We start from the raw sequence: 20,322 nt of genomic DNA, 5'->3' as shown, positions 1-20,322 counted from the left end.
GCGATCTGCCAAGCATTATCGCGCAATCGGCGCAGCGGACCGGTGTTGATTTCCAATATCTGATCGCTCAGGCACAGCTAGAAAGCGGGATGCGGGCGGATGCGAAGGCCGGGACATCTTCGGCTACCGGGCTTTACCAGTTTATTGACCAGACATGGCTGGGACTGGTCAAGGAAAAGGGCGATCAATACGGCCTTGGCTGGGCGCAAAATGCAATTTCAAGGGATAGGAACGGCCACTTTCATGTTGCCGATAAAGCGCAGAAATCCAGTATATTGGCGCTACGCAACAATCCAGCGCTTTCCGCCGGGTTAGCGGGGGAATTTGCGCGCGACAATGGCGCTTATCTGGAACAGAAAACGGGCAGAAAGCCGGAATCGGTCGATCTTTATCTGGCGCATTTTCTTGGCCCGGCAGGAGCCGCCAAGTTTCTGAACCGGATGGATAGCAATCCCGGCGGTTCTGCCGCATCGGCCTTTCCGCAAGCGGCCCGTGCCAACCGCAATATATTTTATGACCGGAGCGGAGCGGCGCAAAGTTTTGAAGCCATTCGCGATCGCTTTCAAAGCAAGCTGGCCAATGCCGTGAATATGCTCGGCGGCAAAGGCTTGCCGACAGACGGAAATATCTTGCCGCAACATGCCGGACTGGGTGCCGGTTCGCCGCGGATGGTGCAGCCCGCCGATTATCTGCGGATAGCGCAGGCGCACCTTAATGACAAAACCGGCGGTCCTGCCACCGGCCAAAGCCAATCCACCATATCGAAGCCATTCAGCGAGCCTGCACGCGCAGCTTATCTGATGCTCGCCACTCTGGGAATGTAAGACATAATGAACCGAGAATTTTTTTCCATGGGCCGCATGGCCGGTAACCTGAAATCGGGTCTGCTTCCTCTGGCGACCCTTTTGCTGGTCATGTTCATGGTGCTGCCATTGCCGACGATCATGCTGGATATTGGTTTCATCACCAACATCATGATCTCTCTGGTCATCCTGATGGTCGCATTGAATGCGAACAAGCCGCTCGATTTTTCCAGTTTCCCGACGGTGCTGCTTTTTGCAACATTACTGCGGCTGGGCCTGAATGTCGCCTCGACGCGGGTTGTGTTGGTGCAAGGGCATGAAGGCGGGGATTCTGCCGGGCAGATTATCGAAGCCTTTGGCGGCCTGTTGCTCGGTGGCAATTATATCGTCGGTATATTCGTTTTCGCCATTTTGATGATTATCAACCTGATCGTGATTACAAAGGGTGCAGGAAGGGTTTCCGAAGTATCCGCCCGTTTCACGTTGGATGCCTTGCCAGGCAAGCAGATGGCGATTGATGCCGACCTGAATGCCGGGCTGATTGCGCCGGAAGAAGCAAAAGAACGTCGCGCTGAAGTAGCGACCGAGGCTGATTTTTACGGTTCGATGGATGGTGCCTCAAAATTTGTGAAAGGCGATGCTGTCGCCGGTATCCTGATCCTTGCCGTGAATGTGATTGGTGGTATCGTCCTAGGCAGTGCAGTGCATGGCCTTCCGCTTGCAGAAGCGGCGAGCACTTATACCATGCTTGCCATCGGTGATGCGCTGGTCGCCCAGATCCCTGCGCTTATCCTTTCAATCGCAGCGGCGGCTATCGTCACCCGTGTTACTTCTAGCAAGAACCTGCCAGACCAGATTACTTCGCAATTCGGTTCAGGGGCTGCTTGGGTTCCGGTGGCCGTGATCCTTGGGATTTTAGGCGTGCTTCCGGGTATGCCGCATATGGTGGTGCTTTCCGCAGCGGCAGTCGCTGGCGGTCTGGCTTTCTATCTGATCCGCAAGCCAAAGCCGGTGGAAACGGTGGTCGAGACAGTTCCCGAAAAACAGCCCGAACAGATTGATTGGGAAGACGTATCCGAAAAAGCGCGGCTTGGTATCGAGATTGGCTACGGTCTGGTGTCGATGGTGGAGGACCGCAAGGGGGCGCCATTGATGAAGCGGATCACCGGCATCCGCAGACAGATTTCCAAAGAGCTTGGCTTTGTGGTCCCCTTGGTTCGGATCAAGGATGATCTCGAGCTTGAGCCGAACAGCTACCGGATCATGATGGGCGGCATGATATTGGGCGAAGACACCGTCTGGCCCAATGATTTTCTGGCGCTCGATGACGGGCATGTCGATGCGGTTATCAAGGGGCGGCCCTGTAAAGACCCGACCTTTGGCATGGATGCGATTTGGATCAGTGCAGACAAGAAATCCCAGGCAATTGCCGAAGGTTACACAGTTGTTGATGCGCCTACGGTTGTTGCAACCCATCTGAACGATGTGGTCCGCAGGAACGCGGCCCAGCTGTTCAGTATGGATGAGACACAAAAACTGCTCGACATGCTGAAAGAAACATCGCCCCAACTTGTCGATAGTCTCACGCCGCAACCGCTGTCGCTGTTTGCGATCACAGCGATTTGCCGCGAGCTTCTGGCAGAGAAAGTGCCGGTCAAGGATTTCCAGAAAATCTGTCTGGCGATGCTGGAAGCGTCCAACCATCATAGCGAAACCGAACAGATTGTTGACGTGATCCGGCAGAAAATCGGTAATCTTATCATTCAGACGATGGTGCCGATCAACCTGCCGCTTCCCGTCGTGACGCTGGATGCCGATCTGGAAAGTCTGCTCGTCAAGGCGCTCAAGATCGGGGAGGATGCAAATTATCCGATTGAGCCGCAACTGGCGCAGCAACTGGTCGAGGCAGTCGATGAAACGGCGCGTAGCCTGCCGATGGAATCTCGCAACATTGCGCTCATCACTTCACCCATTGTCCGGCGTCCGCTGAGCGCATTGCTGAAAAACCGTTTCCCGGACCTGACCGTGCTTTCCTATCAGGAGCTGCCGGAAGACAAATCCATTGAGGTATTGGCAAAAATCGGGGTTCCGCAATCCCGGCCCGAGCCAGCGCGTGTCGAAGCGCATCAGACATTTTAATCGAGTGGAATGGCCTTATGTTACAAACAAAAAACAGAGTCTCTCAAGCTTATGGTGCGATGCAGTTTGACGAGACGAATTTGGTCAAGGAGCATCAGGGTCTGGTAACCAAGATTGCCTGGCAGATTAAGGCATTCTCTCCCGACCATGTTGAACTGGAGGATCTGATTCAGGTTGGTCTGGTGACCATGGTGGAGGCCGCCGCGAAATATATTGATCAGGGGCACAGCTTCAGCACCTATTTATATGTCCGTGTCCGCGGAGCGATGATCGACTATCTCAGGTCAAGCTGCAACCTGCGCAGAAGCGCGGTCGAATGGAACAAAAACCTGCGCCGGGTCAGCGAGCAACTGGCTCAGGAAAACGGATGTGAACCGAGCGAAGTTGAGCTTGCAAGCGCAATGGGCATGGACCAGGCGGAGTTTCGCAAAAATGCTGACCGAGCCATTGATGTCCATGTCGATTCCCTTGATGAAGTCTATTGCGATTCCAGTAGCTGGTTCACCAATGAAGAGGATGACCAGCACGAAACGCTGGAAAAGGAACAGATGGTTCGGCTGTTAGCGGAAAATCTGAAAAAACTGAATGAACGGGAACAGCTTGTCCTCAACTGTTACTTTATCGAGGAAATGCAGCTCGATGAAATCGGTGCCGTTCTGGATGTGTCGTCTGTGCGCGTCTGCCAGATCAAAAAGCGTGCCCTGGAGAAATTGCAGGCCGCGATGGGATCAAATTAGTAACTATAAAAGCGGCCTCAGCAAAGAAAAAGCCTCCTCCCTTTCGGGAAGAGGCGTTTCCGTTTCGATAATTACCCGTATTAGCGAAGCAGGCTCAGCACTGACTGCTGGGACTGGTTTGCCTGAGCGAGCATGGCGGTGGAAGCCTGGCTCAGGATCTGGTTTTTCGCCAGTTCGGTGGTTTCGGCCGAGAAATCGACATCCATGATGCGCGAACGCGATTCCATGGTGTTGGCTACACGGTCGGACAGGTTGGAGATCGTGGCTTGCAACCGGTTTTGCGATGCACCCAGATTTGCCTGACCCGTTGTCACTGTATCCAGAGCGGAGTCGAGAGCGGTCAGCGCAGCTGTTGCGCCGGCTTCCGTGCTGATGTCCAGCGCGTCAACACCAAGGGTCGCGGCACTGACATCTTCTAGTGTAATGGTGACTGTCTGGCCTGCGTTGCTGCCGGTTTGAATGTTGATTGATGCGTTGGTGCCATCAAGCAATGACACTTCGTTGAAAGTCGTCCGCGATGCCACATCACCAACCTGGGCGATCAAAGCGGTAACTTCGGTCTGAAGGTTGCCCCGGTCGCTGGCAGAAAGCGTGCCGTTGGCAGACTGAACGGACAGTTCACGCATACGCTGCAACATGGTTGTGATTTCGTTCATGCCGCCTTCTGCGGTCTGAGCGAGAGAAATGCCGTCGTTTGCATTGCGGATCGCCATGTTCAGGCCGCGCACTTCCGAGGTCATACGGGTTGCGATTGCGTTACCGGCGGCATCATCCGCTGCAGAGTTGATCCGGCTACCGGTCGAGAGGCGTTCAATTGAACGTGCGAGACCCATTTCAGCCTGGTTAGAAGCATAGCTGGTGCGCAGGGCCGTTACGTTAGTTCCTATTACAGTCATAGTGACATCCTTTTCACAAATACTTGGTCTTTTGTTGTGGGTCACTTCGTCCCTTGAAGCGGCCTCATTGGAGTTAACGGCGGGCCTGAAAATAATTAATCAAAAAAAATGTCGGTTCTCCGACAGTGGCCGCGAATGACTGTCCGGTTTCCGACATTCCTGTCGGGAAACCGACAGGTCCAGACAGAAATATGTCGCGTTTCAGCCATTTTGCGAAACTGGCATGCGGATTGCGAAGTGTCGGATGGACATATGGAGCAATGAGTATCGATCCCGTGTCCAGAATGAAACGTGAGGGAAAAAGATGGTCAACAACACATTAAAATCTAGCCTGGTCTCTAGGTTTCCAGAGTTTGTTGATATGCTGGAGAGTGTTGAACCCCTCCACTCCGAAGCATCATCGTCAAAAGACCCCGTCGTTATTTATCGCGACGGGCCATTTCGTTTTATTCCGGCTACCCTCAGCCAACCCCCGCGCATTGAATTTGGTGAGGCCGACAAATTATTTGGTTTGTCCTGCATCATTGAATCCATGCGCGGGGGCCGGGGGCCTGCCTATGCGGACCCCAAATCCATAGCCCTTTATAAATATGCTGCCCGCGTGGCGCGTAGCGACGCCAATGTCATGATTACCGGACAGACCGGCACAGGCAAGGAAGGCGTGGCGCGATATATTCACGAAAACAGCGCCCGTGCCGATAAACAACTCGTCACCGTGAACTGCGCGGCCATTACAGAGACGATGATTGAGTCTATCCTGTTCGGTCACAAGAAAGGCGCCTTTACCGGAGCCTATGCCAGCGCCGTTGGTCTGTTCAAAGAAGCGGACGGCGGCACGATATTCCTCGACGAGATTACCGAGATGCCGCTGGAGAGCCAGTCAAAGCTGCTGCGCGTGCTGCAAGAGGGTGAAATCCTGCCTGTCGGTGCAACGCGCCATGAAAAAATCGACGTTCGCATCATTTGTGCTGCTAACCGCAATTTTGCCGAGGAAGTCAAAGCCGGCACGTTCCGCGAGGATCTTTACTGGCGTTTGAATGTCATGCCGGTGGAACTGGAGCCGCTTTCAGCCCGTCCTGCCGATATTGTCGCCATCTCTGCTTTCATGATGATGGACTTCCAAAAGGGGCAGAAGAAATTTGTCTCTTTGTCGCAATGCTGCATCGAGCGGTTAAAAGCGCATCACTGGCCCGGCAACGTCCGTGAGCTTGCCAATGTGCTTCAGCGCGCCCTGGTCATGTGTGACGGTGATCGTATCGAGGCCAGGGATTTGATGTTCTCCGGCGAAAGCCTGTCCTCCGGTCCGAAGCAGGATGCGGTTCAACCCGGCAGCTCGGCACGGTTCCTGCGCGGACGCGACCTGCAATCCATTTCCAAAAGCGTCGAATATGACGCGATCACAAAAACCCTTGAACAAACCAACGGCAACCGCCGTGAAGCTGCCAAAGAGCTTGGCATTTCGGAACGCACGTTACGCTATCGGATGGCCGATATGCGTGCGCTCGCGGCGTGAGAAGGAGATAGATTATGTCCTCCGTTAATATGAATAGCCTGATGGCCGCGCGCAATGCGATCCTGAACCAGAATAATGCGTTGCAGAATATTGCGAGCAAATCACAGAACCTGACCGGTATTGGTCAGGCGCCACAAACCGGAAAGACTTCCGGCATTGGTGGTGTGGAAGGTTCAACTGCTCCTGGCGGCGCTTTCGCCGCGCAGCTTACGGACGCCATTCAGGAAGTGAACAAGCTTCAGGCCACAGCGAAAGATAATATGACCGCCTATCAAATGGGTGAAACCAACGATGTCGCAGCGGTCATGCTGTCCAAACATAAAGCCTCGATCGGCTTTGAATCAACCTTGCAGGCACGGAACAAACTTTTGTCCGCCTACAAGGACATCATGAACATGCCGGTATAACATGGCCCAGGAAGCAACAATAAACCAGAATCTTATGCCAGTCGCTGCGGCGGGTGCAAATGCGTCCGGCGCGGGCGGCATATTGGGTTCGATCAAAACCTTCACACAGCAGCCCGCCATTGCGCGGGCAATGCCGCTGATCATTCTTTCCGCCGTGGTCATTGCGGCTTTATCCGCATGGCTGGTTCTGCGTGAACCGGACCAGCGCGATCTGTTCCGCGGATTGCCCGACAGCGACAAATCGGCAGTGATGCAAGCGCTGCAAAGCGCGAATATCCCTTATGAAGTGGATCATTCGACCGGAACGCTGATGGTCGATGAAGCCGATTATCACACGGCAAAAATCGAATTGGCAGGGCAGGGGCTACCGCGCTCTGCCCCCAGCAGCGATAGCATCATATCGAGCATGCCAATGGGTGCGAGCCGTGCGGTTGAATCGGAAAAATTAAAGCTTTCACGCGAAATGGATCTGGCGCGGTCCATCGAGGCGCTGGATAATGTATTGTCTGCAAGGGTGCATCTGGCCGTTGAACAGCCAAGCATTTTCCTGCGCGAAAGAAACGCACCGGCGGCATCGGTCATTTTACAACTGACCGGCTCTACCGAACTGGACGAGAAGCAAACGCAGGCCATATTAAACCTAGTCGCAAGCTCTGTGCCCGGTCTTTCCACCGAAAATATATCGGTCGTGGATCAGGACGGAAGATTGCTTTCGCGCCGCGAAGATGAAGGCGCGCGCACCAATGACACGCAGTTAAAGATAAAGTCCGCCATTGAAGACCGCTACCGGCAGTCTTTGGCAAGCCTGTTGACGCCGATAGTCGGTGCCGGAAATTTTGTTGCGGAAGTCACCGCCGATGTGAACTTTGACGAAAAACAGGCGACCAGCGAAACCTATCCCGCCGATGGTTCGGTTCTGCGCTCTGAACAGGGCATGCGTTCCGAAGAACCGGCAGGCGGTCCGCAACCGGGCGGCATACCCGGCGCACTGGCCAATCGTCCGCCCGCTGCTGCGGAGTTTGAGGATCAGGCCGAAGGGCTTGAGGAACAGGGCGGAGCGCAGGCCGACGCGACGAAAACCAGCGAAGAATATAAACGCAACTTTGAGCTGGCCCGCGAAATTGCGGTCATCAACCAGGCAACGGGTCAGGTTTCCCGCCTGTCGGTTGCAGTTGCGATTGATGACAAGGTGCTGAAAAATGCCAAGTCACCCAAAGAGATTCAGGAAATCGAAAGCCTTATCAAAGGCACGGTCGGGTTTAATGCCGATCGCGGTGACCAGATTGCGGTTTCTGCCCGGCAATTTCGCCCGGTGACTGATAAAGCTGTCGAAGAACCATGGTATGAGACACCCTGGTTCGGGATCGTCAGCCGCAACGTAACCGCGCTTATTGTCGCCTTGCTCATCATCTTTGTTATCGCCCGTCCGATACTGAAAAAGTGGCTGAATGCCGAGAAGAACCGGAAAGCCGATATGGCGGCTGGCGGTCTTGTCAGCGGCGGTGATCTGAAATCGCTCAATGGTGGTCTGCTTGGTGAAGGGTCGGAAGATGGCGAGCGGCAAGATGATAGTGGCTCCCCCGCCCGGTCGGCCGACGCGCCTGTCACAATCGACATGATCCAGGCCGCGCCCAGCTATCAGGAACGCGCTTTGTTGACCCAGAATTTTGTCAAACAAAACCCCGACCATGCTGCGCTGGTGGTGAAAGAACTTTTGAAAGAAGCGAACACGCTGGAGGATGCTAATGGCTGAGGCAGCGATCAAAGACGGTAAAAATGCCAACGAAAATGGCCAGCAACTGGAATTGATGACCGGTAAACAAACCGCCGCAATCCTGATGTTGTTATTCGACGATGAAGAGGCCGCGAAAATACTAGAGCGCCTTGAGCCGGAGGAAGCCGAAATGCTGGGCGAGGCAATGTTCAGCGTTGCCGATGTCGATGCAGAGCAGATTGATGGGTCACTGAACCGCTTTTTGCAACTGGTCAAAACCCAGACGACCCTGGCTTATAAGTCCGATGAGAAAGTCGGTCGGGTTTTCCGGCAGGCGCTGGGCACACCGCGCGCGGAAAATATGATGAACCGCTTTGCGCCAAAGCGGCCGAGCAATATCGCAAGTTTACTGAAATGGATTTCTGCCAGGGATCTTGCCGAACTGGTTCAGAACGAGCCGCCGCAAATTGCTGCGGTCCTGGTTTCTTTCATGACACCGGAAGCCGCGGCAGAGATGTTGCAGCTTGTTCCGCCAGAATTGCAGGAAGAGCTGATCTACCGGGTCGCGACTTTGGCGCCGGTTAGCGCCCATGCGCTGGCCCAGATCCACGCGCTGCTTGAAGACAACGGACCGTCGGCGGAAGAGATTATTCCGCCCATGGAAATTGGCGGCGTGATGGATAGCGCTTCTATTGTGAACAACCTGCCGAAACAGATGAGCCAGATGGTCCTGAAAGGCCTGGCCAAACGCAACCGGCAAATCGGGCGTCAGATCGAAGATGAAATGTTCGTCTTTGCCGACCTGATGAACCTGTCCAGTAAGGATATCGGAACGGTCGTCCGCAAGGTCGATAACGCCATTTTGGTCCCCGCATTGCGCGGTGCATCCAGCGAGCTGAAAGCGAAAATATTCGCCGCCATGTCACAGCGCGCGGCCGAAACCATACAGGATGAAATGGACGAGACTCCGCCACAACCAATGGAAGCGGTCCTCAGTGCACAAAAAGGTGTTATTGAGATTGCCAAGATAATGATCGACAGCGGCGAAATCAGTATGACGACCGGCGGTGCCGATTATGTCTGATCTGTATCTTGAACAAAATCTTCATGACGGGTTCGTGAAGGATGGACCAAGTGGTTCCGATGCCGATGTTGCTCCGCTCTGGCGTATGCCGGTGGAGCAGAAAGAGTTTTCCGCATGGTTCGGCAATCTTTCGGCGGATGCAGGGCCCGCCGCAGGCCATCAGTTTCAAAGTTTTGACAAACCTGCCGCTGCTCCTGCGCCCGCCATGCCCGCGGAGGATCTGGAACCGGATATTTTTGAAGTCGCTTACCGCAAAGGCTGGGAAGACGGGCAAGCGGCATTGGCAGAGGAACAGGCCGCCGACAATCAGGCCGCGATTGTCCTGGCCGATGCCATCCGTCATGTGAACGACCTTTATTCCACGGGCAGCTTTTCGCTCATCCTCAATGCGATTGAATCGCTTTTCCGCCGTTGTTCCGAACTCGCCATGCCCGATCCTTTATTGTTGGAAGCATGGGCGGTGCAACTGGCCGACAGGATTGATCAGGACCAGAAGGGCGCGAGCCTGATCCTGCACCCCGATGATTTGAAATTGATCGATCAGAATCTGTGCAAACTGCCCTTGCGAGCTGATCCGACACTGCTGCGCGGCAATCTGAAACTAAGCCACGCCGGCGGCTGGATCGAAAGAGGGTCCGAAACCGTGCTGGAAGAATTGCGCGCTTTGATAGACGAATTTAGCAGCGAACAATCCGAAAACCCCGGTCAGCAGCCATGAATGAAGCGACAAACAGTTTCGTTCCCGATCATGTCAGCGGCAAAGGCATACAGGGCCTTTTGGCACGGCTCGAACATATCAGTAACGAACCGCGCCATGTCGGCAAGCTTTCCGCGCATGATAACGGTATGCTGGAGGTCACGGGCTTTCCTTACCCTCTGGGCTATTCCGGCCGCGTAATTGCAACCGACGGACGGGAAATCACCGCCGAAGTGGTGGGCTTCAAAGGTTCGCGCACGCTCATGATTCCGATGGTGCAGGATGCGCCGCTAAGAAGCGGAAGCCCGGTGCTTCCCTTTGCAAAATCAAACGAAGCCGCCGTCGGTGACGCGCTTTTTGGCCGGATCATAGGCCCGATGGGTGAACCTATTGACGGCAAAGGCCCGATATTGACGACCGATACCGTGCCGCTGTCGGGGCTGGAAGGCAATGTCATGCGCCGTGCCAGCGTGTCCAAGCCCATTGATATGGGGATCAGGGCAATCAACGGATTGCTGACCTTTGGCCAGGGGCAGCGGGTTGCGATCATCGCCGGTTCCGGCGTTGGTAAGTCCATGCTGATTAACCAGATACTGGACGGGGTAGTCGCCGATGTCGTGGTCGTGGGCCTGATCGGTGAGCGCGGGCGGGAGGTGAATGATTTCGTCAACCGCCGCAACGCGAAAAAGGATGCTGTGCCGACGATTACGGTCGCTGTGCCAGCGGACCATTCGCCATCTTCGCGGTTAAAGGCTGCTCACCGTGCAACGGCCATTGCAGAATATTTCCGCGCACAGGGAAAATCGGTTGTGCTGGTTATCGACAGCCTGACCCGCGTTGCCCATGCCCAGCGCGAAATCGGCCTGGCAGCGGGGGAGCCGCCCACGATGAAAGGCTATCCGCCATCTGCATTGTCGCTGATCCCGCGCCTTATCGAAAGGGCAGGGAATGACAGCCAGACCGGCGGTTCCATCACGGCCATATATACGGTGCTTGCCGATGGTGATGACCTTGATGATCCGGTGGTTGATAATGCCCGTGCCATTGCCGACGGTCATATCATATTGTCACGCTCTTTGGCGGAGCAGGGCATTTTCCCGGCGATTGATGTCGGCAAATCGATCAGCCGCGTCGCGGTCGATATTATTGATGATGACCATCACGCGGCCCAAACCCATTTCCGGCGGCTCTGGTCGGTTTACGAGGCAAACCGCGATCTTGTCCTGATGGGAGCCTATCAGCCGGGGAGCGATCCGAATATCGACGAAGCCCTGGCCCAGTGGCCGGTCATGGTGAATTACCTGCGGCAAAAGCCCCGTGAGCTTATCAATTTCGGGCAAAGTATCAGCGATCTATTTGGTCTGTTTCAGGCATGAAAAGCAAAGTGAAGGGCCTGCAACGCATTTTGAAGGTGCGTGATACGCAAAAGAAACTGAAGGAAATCGCGCTGGCCAAAGCGCATAATCACTGCGCTGTTCTGGAGCATAACAAGAGCAGGATCAAAAAACTTCATACAGAGACTTTAGGCAACGTGGAGGCGGTGGACGCAGACATGTTGTCTGCCCGGATGGAGCTTTCAGGCCGTCTGGTCGATGCGGAGCGGTCGATCGAGGCGTCGATAGAAACGGCACGGCAAGATTTTGCCCATGCAGAGCGGCAAAATCTTGCCGCCCGGACCACTTATGAAAGCACCGAAAAGCTGTTCCGCTCCAACCTTAAAAAGGCCCGCAAGGCAGAAATATTCAAGACGGATATCAGGCATAACATATTGTATAATATAGGTAATAATAAAAGGAAGGATTGCCAGGATGATTGGTAGGATATTGTCAGAGGCTTCCCACTCCATAATTGGCATGCTTTCTGCAAAGCCTGCGGATATGGAAACACGCACCGCCAATCAAGAGTTCAGCTCCCTTCTGCTTCCGGGTGAAAACCGGGGGCGTCCTGCGTCTGGCAGTGCGGCTGCGACACTGAAAAGCGGCGCGTTGAAGGATGGCGCGGTCAAAGATTCGGGCGCGAAAGATGGCGTGAAAGATCACGGCTACAAGACGGATGTTGAACAGTTTTTGAGCCAGCTAATCGGCATTGACGACCAACCGGTTTCTCTTGCGAGTGACAGCAGCGCGAAAACCATTGGACTTACGCTTGCCGCTCAAAATGTTGAGGGTGAAGCCGCGCTATCAGCTCCCGCCGCTCCCGCACATAACACACAGTTTACTTCTGGCCTGCAACCTCTGTCAGGCGAAAATGCCAGTGCCGGTGGCGAAACGCAGACGAGAGCAGGAACAATGTTTGACCTGTCAAAGCGTAATCCGTCACAGCCCGGCGCTATCGTGGATGAAGGCCAAGACCAGCCCGCAAAAGCGAAAACCCAGACAGCGCCCGCCCTTGACACGGTCAAGCAGGCTTCGACTTTGCCGGTCAATCCCAACCAGATTGCAAATGAAGCCAGAAAGGCATCGACAGCTGCGAAGCCTAAGCCTGATGCTGAAACAACCGAAACTATCCGGAGTGCCAGCACCGCAAACGGCGATCATAAAGCAGCGAAAGATTCCGGTTCAGCGCGTCAGATGCAGGACATACTGGGCCTTCGGATGAATGGAAAGAGTAAGGCCAAACCCACCACGGCGCAGCAGATAATGGAAGCAAAGGCCCGTAATAGCATCAATGCCGCAAGCAAACCGGCGAAGGCCGATGCCAAACCGTTTTTGGCGGAAATGAGTAATATCCCTGCCGCCGGTGATCAGGAACGCAGCATTGAACTGTCTGCTCCGCAGCCAGCCGCTCCGCTTGCGACCGCACAGAATGCCCCTCAAAATATGGTGGCCAAGACGGTTAGCTTTGACTGGAACGCACCGCAATTTGCCGAGCGTTTCGCGTCTGAACTGTCAGACCTTAACATCAACGGCGACCTTAAAAAGTTCGAGATTAACCCCCGTAACATGGGACGTCTGGAAGTGTCCTTCATCTCGCGCGGCGGCGTGGAAACCATCCGCATAGAAGCGGAAAGCGATGCGGCCCGTGAAGTGATTGTGCAGCACAGCCAGGCGATACAGGATCTGTTGAAAGCCAATGGCCGGTCCGACCTGAACCTGCGCGTGGATGTCAGGGAAAATATGTTCGCGGCTTCCGAGAATGGCGGCCTGAATCCCCAGCAAAATAGCAGCAACGAGCGCGAAGGTGACTCCGCCCCGGCCCGCAACAGAACGGCGGCGCAATCGGACGCAATCCGGGCCGATAGTGAGCCCGGCCAGCAAGGCTCCTCCGACAATAGCCGATATGCCTGAACGCACAGTAAATAATTAAAACCATTAGAGATTTAGAGGTCAAAATGTCAGTCACCACCCCGGAAGATACACAACCCAAAAAGAAAAAGAGCAAGGTGAAGGCTATCGTCATTGGCCTTGTGGCTGTGACGGTTCTGGGCGGCGGCGGAGCGGCTGCCGGCTTTTATGTAGCGGGAAATATGGTCGGTTCGGCAAAGGCGGCTGATGATCCGAACACGCCCAAGATTATTCTGAAAGATGGCACTGCGGTTAGCGCGAAAGAGGCCGGGGACGCATTGCCGGATCAATCGAAAAACAAGTTCAAGATTACATATCACCAGATTGAGGAACCGTTCACATCGAACCTGACCCATTCGGAAAGCTATACGCAATTATCACTCGCCGTTTCGACCTATTATGACGAGCGCGTAATCCAGAATGTGGTCGACCATGAAATTGCAATCCGTTCCGCCGTGTTGATGCAGCTTAGTCAGCAGGACCCTTTTGAGCTGGATAGCAACGAAGGGAAGCTCAAGCTGAAGAAAGATCTGCGTGAGGTCATCAACGCCACCTTGAAAGACAAGACAGGATTTGGCGGCATTGAGGACGTGTATTTTACCAGCATGGTCATCCAGTAATTCTCACCAATCCCGCTCAGAAAATCAGAGAAACGATAGTCTTATGTCCAACCCTTCTTCAGCTACAATGTCCCAACGGGCCGCTGCCGAGCACAGCCTGCTGAAAAAAGGCGGCCCTGACGATATGCTTCTGGACGGTTACCGGAAGGTAGAGAAAAGGCTTGCCGGGCGGCTTAAAGTCAATCTTGCCAATATCACCGGCGGCGATCTGTCTGTGGAAATGGCGAGCTGCGACAGTGTTCCGTTATCCGACTGGTGCGCGGCGCAAGAGGACGAGGCGATCTATCTGCAATTTCATGCTGGCGTTTCTGTCCAGGCTATCTGGGTCCGCGTTTCCCGGTTGTTCCTGACCGGCTGTGTAGATTGTTTCTTCGGAGGGCAATTTGATGGCAAGTCCTGCGCCAAGGGTAATCTGACCCGGTCCGAAATCGGGATGATTGATCGTCTGGCAAAAGCGCTGGGCAATAGCCTGAGCGAAGGATGGTCGGCCGTTTGCGAGACAAATGTCCGCTATGCCGGGCATATTCATGGCATTGATAATCCGGGCGCCGATGATCTGGATCTTAATCTTGATGATCCCAATGTTCTGGTCAGCACGGCGAGAGTTGCGCTGTCCGGTCATGCGGTCAAAGCTCTTGAAATTGTGCAGTCGATAGACGGTCTGGTGGCGATGGAGCCGCAAATGCACCGTCCGGTCAATCGTGAGACCAATGCCGGTGATCCCGCATGGCAACAGGCGCTGAAGGAATCTGTCGAACAGGTTTATATGCCGGTGCGTTCCGTATTGGCGCGCCCCACCATGGATTTGTCGCAATTATCGCGGCTGGCCGTGGGCGATATCCTGCCGGTTTCCCCCACTGATAATATACCCCTGATCGTTGGCGACCGTGTGTTCGCACATGGCAGCATCGGCGAGCAAAATGGCGGCGTCGCCTTTAAAATCAAGCATTTTCTATAGGACGATATGATGAACGATATGACTCAAGATAGCGAAGCTATGGCAGCCGCCCAGCCCGTTGGCATTAATGTCAGCCAGCCACAGGACCATTATGCATTTCTGGCCGATATTAAGGTTCGCCTGTCGGTTGAGGTCGGCAGCGTGTCGATGACCGTGGCCGAAATCATGGACCTGCGCGAAGGCTCTGTCATCGAGCTGGATCGGCAGGTTGACCAGCTTATCGACATCAACGTCAACGGCACTTTGGTCGCGCGCGGGGAAGTGGTTCCGGTCAAGAATAAATTCGGCGTGCGGATTGCGGAGATCGTATCGAACGGGATGGCACGGGCGCGGGTTGAAAGGCGCGGCTGATGACCTTTTACATCCTCAAACTCGTTATCATGCTGCCGCTGATCGGCTTGCTGATCTACGGGTCGCTGTGGCTTTACCGCAAATATCAGCCGCAAACGATGATGCGCCAGAAAACGGGCAGCCTTAATATCGTCGAGATTCTCCCTATCGGTGTGAACAATAAGCTGGCTGTTGTTGATTTTGAGGGCCGCAAGATCCTCCTCTCCGTCACGCGCGGCGGCGTTACAAAGATTGACGCAAAAAATGCCGACTAATTTCAAATATCTCTGGATATTGGTCCTGATGGCCGTTTGTGCATTTGCCGTGGAACCGGCCTTTGCTCAAGCCCAGGCACCAGCTCCGGCCCCGGTTTCCGCCGAAGCTCCCGGAGCATCCGCAGCGCTGGAACGGGCACTGGATGATGTTTCAGGCGATGGAGCGCCGCTAAGCATCACTCTGCAAATCCTGATCGTGATGGGGCTGCTCACGATATTACCGTCCATCGTCTTGATGATGACCAGCTTTACACGGATCATCATTGTCCTGTCGATTTTGCGTCATGCTCTTGGCCTGCAACAGACGCCGCCCAATCAGGTGCTGATCGGCCTGTCACTGTTCCTGTCATTGTTCGTGATGGCACCGAGTATCGAGAAGATTAACGAACAGGCTATTGCGCCCTATTCATCGGACCAGATCACCCTGACCGATGCCATCGATAAATCCGGCAAGATCATGCACAGCTTCATGGCAAAGCAGACGCGCCAGTCCGACATTAAATTGTTCATGGAACTCTCCAATCAAAAGGGCTTTGAATCCAGCGCGGATATTCCGTTTTCGATCATGCTGCCAGCCTTTGTCACCAGCGAGCTGAAAACCGCTTTCCAGATTGGCTTCCTGATATTTCTGCCGTTCCTTATCATCGACCTTGTGGTTGCCGCTGTATTGATGGCGCTTGGTATGATGATGTTGTCGCCGGTCATTATTTCCATGCCGTTCAAACTGTTGCTATTCGTCCTGGTGGATGGCTGGGCGTTGACCATGGGTTCTCTTGCGGCATCGTTTGCGACCTAGACCATGACCGATAATGCAGATTTCTTTGTCGCTATTGCACAGCAAGCCTTGTGGATCACGGCTCTGGCCGCCGCGCCCTTGCTGATCCCTGCGCTGCTCATCGGGCTTCTGCTCGGCATGGTGCAGGCTGCGACTTCGGTGAACGAACAAACCCTGACCTTTGTGCCGAAACTGGTCGTGGTTGCGGTCATGCTCGCCATATTTGGCGGCTCCATTCTTATTCTGATTGCCGATTTTACCAGGGAGATTTTCGACCGCATACCGGATCTTCTGCTATGATCGCACCGGGCTTTGCTGATGTAGAGGCGCAGATCTGGATGTGGCTGATGGCGATGATCCGTCCCGGCGCCGCCATGTTTGTTGCGCCGGTTTTCGGGGCCGCCAATGTGCCTTTGCAAATCCGCATCATATTGTCTTTCATGATCGGCCTTGTCGCGACAAACAGCGCCAGTTTCGCTTTGCCGACGGATAGTGCGATCAGTGTCGGCAACCTGATTTTTGTCATGGGCGAAGTGCTGGTCGGCCTTGCCATGGGCTTTTCGCTCCAGATTGGTTATGCCAGTGTGCTCGTCGCGGGTTCGACGATCAGCAACGCCATGGGCCTTGGCTTTGCGAGCATGTCCGATCCGCAAACCGGGCAATCGACCCCGGTTATCGGTCAGTTCCTGACAATTTTGGCGACGCTGCTTTTGCTGGCCATTGACGGTCATTTGATGCTGATCGCGACGATTGTGAACAGCTATACCGCTTTGCCGCCCGGCTATGCGTTTCTTGGTCCTGAATTGCTGATGGGCATCGTGCAATTTGGTGGAACGCTCTTTTCCATGGGGCTGCTCATTGCCTTGCCGGTTGGCGGCGCATTGATCCTCATTCAGCTTGTGATGGGCTTTCTGGCCCGCACCGCACCTGCGCTCAACCTGTTTGCTGTCGGTATTCCGGTCACCATCATGGTCGGTCTGGTCGCGCTGGCAATAACGGCCCCGATCATGGCGGATACGATAATCGAAGCGCTCGGCATGGGGCTTAATCAGGCGGCACTCGTCGCAGGGGGGCGCTAATGGCACAGGAATCCCCCGGTGGCGGTGAAAAGACCGAAGCACCAACCCCGAAAAAACTAAAAGACAGCGCGGAAAAGGGCGATGTCCTTCAATCCCGCGATCTTGGCGGGGCGATGGTCACATTTGTCGGCACGGTGGCGATCGTGATTTTTGGCGGCGTGCTTTATCAGGCTTTGGCGGACATGCTGGCGAACGCGCTGGTTTTCGATCACCGCGATGTTGAACAATTTGAAGTCGGAAACCGCAGCTTCTCGTTGGTTTCAGGGCTAGTTCCGTCCTTCATGGGGCTGTTCGTGGCTTTGCTGGTTGCGGCTATTGCCACCCCGGCTTTGTTAGGTTCATTCGGTTTCCGCTGGTCAGCCATAAAGCCCAAGCCATCCAAGCTCGACCCGATTAAGGGAATGGGCAAGATATTCGGCACTAACGGCCTGATGGAACTGGGCAAGTCGATCATGAAAGTCCTGTTGCTCGGCGTGGTGGGCGGGACGATACTGTTCACGCATCTTGGCGACCTTGCCCAAATGGGCGCGCAGGATCTGAACATGGCGGTGGCCAGCTATGCATCGCTGTTCCTGAAACTGTTAATGGGCATCACGGTCAGCCTGGTCCTGATCGCGATGATCGATGTGCCGATCCAGCTGTTCCAGCGCACCAAGCGCCTGAAAATGAGCAAGCAAGAAATAAAGGACGAATATAAGCAATCTGAAGGTTCGCCCGATACCCGTGCCATCCAGCGTCAGCGCCGCAGCGAAATGCTGAGTGATAGCACACGCAAGGCCGTCGCGGATGCCACTGTCCTTCTGGTCAACCCGACCCACTTCGCCGTGGCCCTGCGCTATGACAGGGAGCAGGATTACGCACCGGTTGTGCTTGGCAAGGGATGTGACGCAATCGCCCTGGCCATGCGCGAAATGGCGGCGGAAGTCGGCACACCGGTGATGGAATATCCCGAATTGACGCGCTCCGTTTACTTCACATCGCAAGTGGGTGAGGTGATTGACGATCGTCTCTATGCCGTGGTTGCAGCGGTGCTGAGCTTCCTGATCCAGCTCGACCAGAAAATGGTCAGCCCGATCCACAAACCCAGTATCACTTTACCCGAAGACATGCGCTACGGCGCGGACGGGAGCCGCCTGGCCTGATGAAAAGCTGAACCAAAATCAAAACCCGTATCTTAATCCATCCCGCATCGTGCCGTAGATCATTCCGAAGGCGAGAAAATTACAATGTATAGCAGTGTCATAAACAGTATCGGAGCCGGTTCCGGACTCAATACATCCCAGTTGGTGAACGACCTTGTCTCGGCATCCACCGGGGTCAAGCTCGACCAGCTTAACGAGCGTAGCCAGCTAAACAGCACGCGGATTTCGGCAATGGCGGCAACAGCTTCGGCGATGACCACTTTTGCCGATGCGGTGAAAGAAACCCTGAACGGTCAGGGCTTTGTCGGGGAACTGCTTTCCAGCCGCACAGAGCTTGCCAATGCCAGCGTGGTAGAAGGCGCCCGTCCGGAAGGATTGCCAGCCTCTGTCGAGGTCGTGCAAATCGCCACCGCACAGCGCGAAATGAGCGATATTTTCGCCAGCGCGTCTGACCCGATTGGCGAACGCACACTGACCATAGCAAACAGCAAGGGCAGCTTCGACATTGTCATTGATGGCACCAATAATAGCCTGACCGGACTGAAAGACGCGATCAATGCCAGCAATAGCGGCGTTACGGCTTCCATTATCACCGATAAGGCGGGTTCGCGGATTGTGTTCGAGGCACAGGAAGGCGCGGATAACGGCTTTACGATCACGCAGGGCGGCCCTTCGGCTGCGCTGAACCTGACCAATATCGCCGTGGCGGCGGATAGCATCATCCGGGTCGATGGCATAGAGCTGACCAATAGCAGCAACACGGTTCTGGGCGCTATTCCGGGGGTTCAGCTATCATTACTGGCCGCTGAACCTGGCACGACTTTTACGATTAGCGGCGACAGCGAGCCGCTTGACGTGCGCGGTTTGGTGAAAGAATTTGTCACCGCTTATAATGATCTGCGCCGGTCCTTGAATGATGCGACCAAACCGGGCGTCGAAGGCGGAAGTGCCGGTCCTCTGGCCGGGGACAGGGGGGCGCGTGAAGTGATCCGTCAACTTGGTCAGCTTACATCTACGCAGCTAACCGATAGCGGCGATTTCCGGACGCTGGCCGATATTGGTGTCCGGACGGAAAGAGATGGCACTTTATCAATAGATGAAACGCGGCTGGATGCGGCGATTGCCCTGGATTCCGGCGCGGTTAAACTGATGCTGGAACCGGCGGCGCAGACCGAGACCAATATCGGCCTTAGCGGCGCGCTGGATAGCATTTCTTCGCGCCTTCAGGACGAAAACGGGGCTTTGGCTCTGGCACAGGAACGGCTCGCCACAATCCGTAAATCGATCAACGAGCGGCGGGAAAAAATCAATGAAGACGGCGACCGTCTGCGCGAACAATTACAAACCACTTTTGCCGGTTTGGAACGGCAGCTCGCCGTTTTGCGGGCAACCCAATCCTATGTCGAACAACAGTTTGCATCCTTCGATAAAGACTGATTTGAAGAAAGTAATATAGAATGACATTCCAATCCAATATCCGCCGCGCATCAAGCTATAAATCCGTTGCGAAAAACAGCCGCATATTGTCTGCGACGCCGCATGACCTGATCGCGGTGCTGTTTGCGGAGCTGCGGGACAGTCTGGACCTTATGATCGAGAATGCACGGCGCAACGATCAGGGAAAAATGTTCGAATATCGCGCCAAGGCACTGAGCATAATCAACGGACTGGACGAGTCACTGGATTTTGAAGCTGCTGGCGACCTGGCGCAGACCCTGCATCAGATCTATGCCGAGGCAGCTCGCCGTATTCAGTCGGAAATCGGCGCGTCGTTCATCGAAAAAGCCGAGTCAGCAAGAGAGATGCTGCATGAAATTGAAAAGGCTTGGCTGTCTATCGCGCCCAATCAGGGGTGATGGCCAGCCCCTT

General features: G+C 54.7%; 22 protein-coding genes. 21 read left to right on the top strand and 1 reads right to left on the bottom strand.

Annotation, left to right across the window (positions count from 1 at the left end; genetic code table 11):
• From VIN76_RS01680 to VIN76_RS01670, 3 genes are all read left to right on the top strand, one after another.
• Positions 1 to 824, top strand: an 824-nt coding sequence (locus tag VIN76_RS01680) for a lytic transglycosylase domain-containing protein (protein WP_414696248.1), incomplete at its 5' end; no start/stop codon positions are given.
• A gap of 6 nt (positions 825 to 830) precedes the next feature.
• Positions 831 to 2,942 carry a flagellar biosynthesis protein FlhA gene (gene flhA, locus VIN76_RS01675; protein WP_332040076.1) on the top strand — a complete coding sequence of 704 codons (2,112 nt, stop codon included), beginning with the start codon at positions 831 to 833 and terminating at the stop codon, positions 2,940 to 2,942.
• 17 nt (positions 2,943 to 2,959) lie between these two features.
• Entirely contained in the window at positions 2,960 to 3,679 is a 720-nt protein-coding gene (locus VIN76_RS01670) for a FliA/WhiG family RNA polymerase sigma factor (protein ID WP_332040075.1), read from the top strand.
• A gap of 80 nt (positions 3,680 to 3,759) precedes the next feature.
• Here VIN76_RS01670 and VIN76_RS01665 read toward each other — a convergent pair whose 3' ends face one another.
• On the bottom strand, positions 3,760 to 4,575 hold the full coding sequence (locus VIN76_RS01665) for a flagellin (RefSeq protein WP_332040074.1): 816 nt from the start codon (positions 4,573 to 4,575) through the stop codon (positions 3,760 to 3,762).
• Positions 4,576 to 4,936: 361 nt separating this feature from the next.
• On the opposite strand from VIN76_RS01665, the gene VIN76_RS01660 reads away from it, so the two are divergent.
• The 18 genes from VIN76_RS01660 (at position 4,937) to VIN76_RS01575 (ending at position 20,309) form a co-directional block, all read left to right on the top strand.
• Positions 4,937 to 6,088 (top strand): sigma-54 dependent transcriptional regulator, encoded by a 1,152-nt coding sequence (locus VIN76_RS01660; protein WP_332040073.1) that lies wholly within the window; start codon positions 4,937 to 4,939, stop codon positions 6,086 to 6,088.
• Positions 6,089 to 6,102: 14 nt separating this feature from the next.
• A complete protein-coding gene (gene fliE, locus VIN76_RS01655; protein ID WP_332040072.1) occupies positions 6,103 to 6,495 on the top strand; it encodes a flagellar hook-basal body complex protein FliE in 393 nt (130 codons plus the stop codon).
• Position 6,496: 1 nt separating this feature from the next.
• The gene (gene fliF / locus VIN76_RS01650; protein ID WP_332040071.1) at positions 6,497 to 8,248 is read left to right on the top strand and encodes a flagellar basal-body MS-ring/collar protein FliF; all 1,752 of its coding nucleotides are present in this window, start codon (positions 6,497 to 6,499) and stop codon (positions 8,246 to 8,248) included.
• Positions 8,241 to 9,293 carry a flagellar motor switch protein FliG gene (locus tag VIN76_RS01645; protein ID WP_332040070.1) on the top strand — a complete coding sequence of 351 codons (1,053 nt, stop codon included), beginning with the start codon at positions 8,241 to 8,243 and terminating at the stop codon, positions 9,291 to 9,293. Before fliF ends, VIN76_RS01645 begins: the two co-directional genes overlap by 8 nt.
• Positions 9,286 to 10,011, top strand: coding sequence for a hypothetical protein (locus tag VIN76_RS01640; protein ID WP_332040069.1), 726 nt, complete (start codon positions 9,286 to 9,288; stop codon positions 10,009 to 10,011). Before VIN76_RS01645 ends, VIN76_RS01640 begins: the two co-directional genes overlap by 8 nt.
• Positions 10,008 to 11,366, top strand: coding sequence for a FliI/YscN family ATPase (locus VIN76_RS01635; RefSeq protein WP_332040068.1), 1,359 nt, complete (start codon positions 10,008 to 10,010; stop codon positions 11,364 to 11,366). Before VIN76_RS01640 ends, VIN76_RS01635 begins: the two co-directional genes overlap by 4 nt.
• Entirely contained in the window at positions 11,363 to 11,809 is a 447-nt protein-coding gene (locus VIN76_RS01630; RefSeq protein ID WP_332040067.1) for a hypothetical protein, read from the top strand. The genes VIN76_RS01635 and VIN76_RS01630 overlap by 4 nt, the downstream gene beginning before the upstream one ends.
• Positions 11,799 to 13,277, top strand: coding sequence for a hypothetical protein (locus tag VIN76_RS01625; protein ID WP_332040066.1), 1,479 nt, complete (start codon positions 11,799 to 11,801; stop codon positions 13,275 to 13,277). The genes VIN76_RS01630 and VIN76_RS01625 overlap by 11 nt, the downstream gene beginning before the upstream one ends.
• 44 nt (positions 13,278 to 13,321) lie before the next feature.
• Positions 13,322 to 13,894, top strand: coding sequence for a flagellar basal body-associated FliL family protein (locus VIN76_RS01620; RefSeq protein WP_332040065.1), 573 nt, complete (start codon positions 13,322 to 13,324; stop codon positions 13,892 to 13,894).
• 43 nt (positions 13,895 to 13,937) lie between these two features.
• Positions 13,938 to 14,852: a FliM/FliN family flagellar motor switch protein gene (locus VIN76_RS01615; RefSeq protein ID WP_332040064.1), complete on the top strand. Its 915-nt coding sequence runs from the start codon at positions 13,938 to 13,940 to the stop codon at positions 14,850 to 14,852.
• A 9-nt stretch (positions 14,853 to 14,861) separates the two neighbouring features.
• Positions 14,862 to 15,203: a flagellar motor switch protein FliN gene (gene fliN, locus VIN76_RS01610; RefSeq protein ID WP_414696252.1), complete on the top strand. Its 342-nt coding sequence runs from the start codon at positions 14,862 to 14,864 to the stop codon at positions 15,201 to 15,203.
• Positions 15,203 to 15,457 (top strand): flagellar biosynthetic protein FliO, encoded by a 255-nt coding sequence (locus VIN76_RS01605; RefSeq protein ID WP_332040063.1) that lies wholly within the window; start codon positions 15,203 to 15,205, stop codon positions 15,455 to 15,457. The genes fliN and VIN76_RS01605 overlap by 1 nt, the downstream gene beginning before the upstream one ends.
• On the top strand, positions 15,447 to 16,253 hold the full coding sequence (gene fliP, locus VIN76_RS01600) for a flagellar type III secretion system pore protein FliP (RefSeq protein WP_414696247.1): 807 nt from the start codon (positions 15,447 to 15,449) through the stop codon (positions 16,251 to 16,253). Before VIN76_RS01605 ends, fliP begins: the two co-directional genes overlap by 11 nt.
• Before the next feature lie 3 nt (positions 16,254 to 16,256).
• Positions 16,257 to 16,532 carry a flagellar biosynthetic protein FliQ gene (locus VIN76_RS01595; protein WP_332040062.1) on the top strand — a complete coding sequence of 92 codons (276 nt, stop codon included), beginning with the start codon at positions 16,257 to 16,259 and terminating at the stop codon, positions 16,530 to 16,532.
• Positions 16,529 to 17,311 carry a flagellar biosynthetic protein FliR gene (gene fliR, locus VIN76_RS01590; protein WP_332040061.1) on the top strand — a complete coding sequence of 261 codons (783 nt, stop codon included), beginning with the start codon at positions 16,529 to 16,531 and terminating at the stop codon, positions 17,309 to 17,311. The genes VIN76_RS01595 and fliR overlap by 4 nt, the downstream gene beginning before the upstream one ends.
• Positions 17,311 to 18,453 carry a flagellar type III secretion system protein FlhB gene (locus VIN76_RS01585; protein WP_332040060.1) on the top strand — a complete coding sequence of 381 codons (1,143 nt, stop codon included), beginning with the start codon at positions 17,311 to 17,313 and terminating at the stop codon, positions 18,451 to 18,453. The genes fliR and VIN76_RS01585 overlap by 1 nt, the downstream gene beginning before the upstream one ends.
• A gap of 84 nt (positions 18,454 to 18,537) precedes the next feature.
• Complete coding sequence (gene fliD, locus VIN76_RS01580; protein ID WP_332040059.1) at positions 18,538 to 19,890, top strand: flagellar filament capping protein FliD; 1,353 nt, start codon at positions 18,538 to 18,540, stop codon at positions 19,888 to 19,890.
• Between the two features lie 20 nt (positions 19,891 to 19,910).
• Entirely contained in the window at positions 19,911 to 20,309 is a 399-nt protein-coding gene (locus VIN76_RS01575; protein WP_332040058.1) for a flagellar export chaperone FliS, read from the top strand.
• Positions 20,310 to 20,322: the final 13 nt, after the last annotated feature.

The sequence above is a fragment of the Parasphingorhabdus sp. genome (genome assembly GCF_036568145.1).
Lineage (GTDB): Bacteria > Pseudomonadota > Alphaproteobacteria > Sphingomonadales > Sphingomonadaceae > Parasphingorhabdus.
This window is presented reverse-complemented; position numbering and strand designations above follow the sequence as displayed.

Bases quoted from the DNA above. Each gene is read 5' to 3' on its own strand.
- fliF (WP_332040071.1), top strand. From the start codon at position 6,497: ATGGCCCAGGAAGCAACAATAAACCAGAATCTTATGCCAGTCGCTGCG.
- flhA (WP_332040076.1), top strand. From the start codon at position 831: ATGAACCGAGAATTTTTTTCCATGGGCCGCATGGCCGGTAACCTGAAA.
- VIN76_RS01645 (WP_332040070.1), top strand. From the start codon at position 8,241: ATGGCTGAGGCAGCGATCAAAGACGGTAAAAATGCCAACGAAAATGGC.
- VIN76_RS01585 (WP_332040060.1), top strand. From the start codon at position 17,311: ATGGCACAGGAATCCCCCGGTGGCGGTGAAAAGACCGAAGCACCAACC.
- fliP (WP_414696247.1), top strand. From the start codon at position 15,447: ATGCCGACTAATTTCAAATATCTCTGGATATTGGTCCTGATGGCCGTT.
- VIN76_RS01575 (WP_332040058.1), top strand. From the start codon at position 19,911: ATGACATTCCAATCCAATATCCGCCGCGCATCAAGCTATAAATCCGTT.
- fliR (WP_332040061.1), top strand. From the start codon at position 16,529: ATGATCGCACCGGGCTTTGCTGATGTAGAGGCGCAGATCTGGATGTGG.
- VIN76_RS01660 (WP_332040073.1), top strand. From the start codon at position 4,937: ATGCTGGAGAGTGTTGAACCCCTCCACTCCGAAGCATCATCGTCAAAA.
- VIN76_RS01630 (WP_332040067.1), top strand. From the start codon at position 11,363: ATGAAAAGCAAAGTGAAGGGCCTGCAACGCATTTTGAAGGTGCGTGAT.
- VIN76_RS01605 (WP_332040063.1), top strand. From the start codon at position 15,203: ATGACCTTTTACATCCTCAAACTCGTTATCATGCTGCCGCTGATCGGC.
- fliD (WP_332040059.1), top strand. From the start codon at position 18,538: ATGTATAGCAGTGTCATAAACAGTATCGGAGCCGGTTCCGGACTCAAT.
- fliE (WP_332040072.1), top strand. From the start codon at position 6,103: ATGTCCTCCGTTAATATGAATAGCCTGATGGCCGCGCGCAATGCGATC.
- VIN76_RS01670 (WP_332040075.1), top strand. From the start codon at position 2,960: ATGTTACAAACAAAAAACAGAGTCTCTCAAGCTTATGGTGCGATGCAG.
- VIN76_RS01615 (WP_332040064.1), top strand. From the start codon at position 13,938: ATGTCCAACCCTTCTTCAGCTACAATGTCCCAACGGGCCGCTGCCGAG.
- fliN (WP_414696252.1), top strand. From the start codon at position 14,862: ATGAACGATATGACTCAAGATAGCGAAGCTATGGCAGCCGCCCAGCCC.
- VIN76_RS01665 (WP_332040074.1), bottom strand. From the start codon at position 4,575: ATGACTGTAATAGGAACTAACGTAACGGCCCTGCGCACCAGCTATGCT.
- VIN76_RS01640 (WP_332040069.1), top strand. From the start codon at position 9,286: ATGTCTGATCTGTATCTTGAACAAAATCTTCATGACGGGTTCGTGAAG.
- VIN76_RS01625 (WP_332040066.1), top strand. From the start codon at position 11,799: ATGATTGGTAGGATATTGTCAGAGGCTTCCCACTCCATAATTGGCATG.
- VIN76_RS01620 (WP_332040065.1), top strand. From the start codon at position 13,322: ATGTCAGTCACCACCCCGGAAGATACACAACCCAAAAAGAAAAAGAGC.
- VIN76_RS01595 (WP_332040062.1), top strand. From the start codon at position 16,257: ATGACCGATAATGCAGATTTCTTTGTCGCTATTGCACAGCAAGCCTTG.
- VIN76_RS01635 (WP_332040068.1), top strand. From the start codon at position 10,008: ATGAATGAAGCGACAAACAGTTTCGTTCCCGATCATGTCAGCGGCAAA.